This window comes from Candidatus Nitrosotalea sp. FS, assembly GCF_011319475.1.
Classification (GTDB): domain Archaea; phylum Thermoproteota; class Nitrososphaeria; order Nitrososphaerales; family Nitrosopumilaceae; genus Nitrosotalea.
In genome coordinates this window covers 1,638-4,751 of the sequence record NZ_RCMC01000210.1, presented here as the reverse complement: position 1 = coordinate 4,751, position 3,114 = coordinate 1,638, and the positions used below count along the sequence as shown (strand labels likewise).

The 3,114-nt window shown below is 39.9% G+C and carries 2 protein-coding genes and 1 pseudogene; 2 read left to right on the top strand and 1 reads right to left on the bottom strand.

Translation table 11 applies throughout. The annotated features are described in order from the left end of the window. Positions 1 to 704: 704 nt before the first annotated feature. A complete protein-coding gene (locus tag DYY66_RS07870) occupies positions 705 to 1,139 on the top strand; it encodes a hypothetical protein (protein ID WP_166287860.1) in 435 nt (144 codons plus the stop codon). A gap of 180 nt (positions 1,140 to 1,319) precedes the next feature. On the opposite strand, the gene DYY66_RS07860 is transcribed toward DYY66_RS07870, so the two are convergent. Next, on the bottom strand, positions 1,320 to 2,396 hold a 1,077-nt coding region (locus DYY66_RS07860), incomplete at its 3' end, for a hypothetical protein (RefSeq protein WP_218583675.1). A gap of 110 nt (positions 2,397 to 2,506) precedes the next feature. On the opposite strand from DYY66_RS07860, the pseudogene DYY66_RS07855 reads away from it, so the two are divergent. After that, a pseudogene (locus DYY66_RS07855) lies at positions 2,507 to 3,114 on the top strand (glycosyltransferase family 2 protein); the annotation flags it as partial.

Genomic DNA, 3,114 nt, shown 5'->3' with positions numbered 1-3,114 from the left:
AGTATATGATAGCAAGCGGACTTGTAAAAGCAACAGGACAGGTCACACCAACCAGTANCGTCTCAAACTACACAACCGTCTCAACCCAGTACACAGTCTCCATCCACATCTCAACCTCCTTCATCTCAAACTCCTACACAAAGTACACAACCTCCACCACAGACTCCAGATGACCAGACCTCTATTGATGAACAAATAAAACAAAGAATCGCACTTGCAAACAAGCTAAAACAGCAGATTGAGAATACCGCCACAACACAGATTCCATTCTGGGTAAAAGATACGGCTCAAAAATGGCATGATGGTGCAGTGGACAATGCAGGATTTAGCAAGGATATCCAGTATATGATAACAAGCGGACTGGTAAAGGTATCANACAGATTCCATCCTGGGTAAAGGATACTGCACAAAAATGGTATGATGGTACAGCAGACAATGCAGCATTTGGAAAAGACATCCAGTATATGATAGCAAGCGGACTTGTAAAAGTAACAGGGCAAGTCACACCATCTAGTACATTTGAGCACATCCCATCATGGCAAAAAAAAGTGGCCGAGTGGTGGTCGCAGGGATTGATATCCGACTATGACTATGTAAATTCAATGCAGTACTTGCTTGACAAAAAAATAATCAAGTAATTTTTTGTAAAATCATTTCAAAACACAAAGCCAAGTTTATTTAGTCTCTGATAGATTTCTAGTCTAGTGAAATTACTACTTGGTGTTATCATGGTATCTATCCTGATGGTATCATTTACAAATTCCTATGCACAGACTCCACAAAATAATATGGCAATCCATGTACAAATAAAAGTAGAAAATTCTGATGGTGCTCTAGTATCCTATCTTGAGACATCCCGAGTCATCGTAACTGATTATGCAGGACTAAACGCACTCTTAGATACCAACGCACCCATTTTACATAAAAAAATAATATCAATAGGCGATCAAAAGTATGAACTCGTCAAGGCAACTGCTGTCCTGGTGCATTCGTACCCCACAATCATATCTGAGAATCTCATTTCTGCAGACAGTAGTAATTCCCACAAACTCTTGGCCATTGCCGAGCATGATGGTTATCCAGTTGTAAAAGGTGACAAGGTGACTACTTACTGGACGATACTTCGACCTGCTTCCTGATTCTATTTGATAACAACACTCCTACTCCTATAGCAAAGAAGACAGAGAGCGAGACAAACCTGTATGGCTCGTTTGTCTGGTTTGTTATTGCCACCAGGAATGGAGGTGTAATCAACACTCCAAGTATCATTATTAACATGGAATCAGCATGCAGGATCCCTTTGCGTGATGCAAAAAACNTGCAAAAAATAACATTACAGTTACAGGAAGCAAAAAGATCAAGATTACATAATCAAACCTCATCTGCATCACCATTGCCGAAAAACCCTGCCAAAACTCTACATCATTAAATCCAGTATTTCCTCCGGTCAGAGTTTTACCAAAGACTGCATCTGCAGCTACAAGTATTGTTACCACAACACCATATGATGCAAGCGAGTAAATCTTTGACCTTCTTGGAAGATTAGATCTTGCAATAAAATAAAGGCTCATGGGAAGAAATGCAATGGTTAGCGCCTTTGAAAATATGGAAATAAAATATGGTACAGGAGATGGTTGCCAAAACTTTTGGACAAGGAACATCGAAAACAGATACAAAATTATCCACGAGTTGTCATAGGTTGCAGAGGTGCTGTATGAAACAAATATGTCGCTTTGCAGTACCAGTACCATTGATACAATTCCTGCAAATTTCTTTTGCGTTATATTTGCAGTAAAAAAATATGTCAACAAGAGTAACGCAATACTTGTAATAAATGGAACTACCCTGATGTTTCCAAAGATGTGTGTCGACACTGAGAGAAGCAAGTATCTTACATGTGGCTCAAAGCTGTGTGTAAAGTCTGAAATGGTCCACGTCTGCATCCTTGTCTTTACTCTATCATAGTCAACCCATGTCTCCTCCTTTGCAAGTGTCCCTGCAGTTACCGCGCAAAAGATTGCAAGTATTATGATGATGCCAATGGCTGCTTGCTTTTTTGAGACTTCAAAGCTTGTAATTTTTTTTACTAGGCTGCCTGCCTTTTTCCCCTTGTAGTATGCAACCCCAATTCCCAAGACCAAGAGATTTATCACAATCAGTGGAACTGCAAGAAATCCAGGAGTAAAGGGGTCAATCACATCAGACTCTAAGACGTCTGCATGAAACGGACTGGATGCATCCACTATGAGGGCGGGAAAGACTAGGGTGGTTATGCTGATTAATACTATAATCATGGTAGGTACAAATACTGCCCATGGCAGAATCTTGCTTGCTGTATGTTTGATCTTTGGCATTTCAGAATCTGAGCCTGTCTTGGAACCTGCCATGTTCTGCATAAAATATGGTACCTTAAAACTTGAACGGAATCTTGTCTATGGTTTACCAAAAAGATTGTTTTTACTTGAAAACCGTAAACTAAATTAGAAGACCCAAGAGTCTGTACTACATGAAACTTGTCGGCATCCCAGCATTCAATGAAGAAAAGGCAATTGGGAATATAGTAAAAAAATCATTACAGTATTCTGACAAAGTCATCGTTATTGATGACGGTTCAAGTGATAATACAGCACAGATTGCAAAACAGAGTGGAGCCATGGTAATATCTCACAAAAAAAATGAAGGCTATGGAGCATCTGTCATTGCATTGTTTGACAGGGCGAGACAAGAAAATGCTGACATACTTGTCATCATGGACGGAGACGGACAGCACGACCCGGAACAAATTTCGCTCTTGATAAACACACTGGAAGAAAATAATGTAGACGTAGTAATAGGTTCAAGATTCTTGGATAAAACATCGCAGACACCCGGATACAGAAAAAGGGGAATCAAGATAATTACATCTGCTGCAAATTTTGGAACAGATTTCAAAGTAACTGATGCCCAGTCAGGATTTCGTGCATATTCAAAAAGGGCAATAGAGTCAATCCATCCAACTGAAACCGGCATGGCAGTATCTACAGAAATTTTGCTAAAAATATCAAACAAGGGTCTTTCAGTTGCCGAGGTCCCAATTACCGTATCATACAACGGAGATTCATCTACCGAACATCC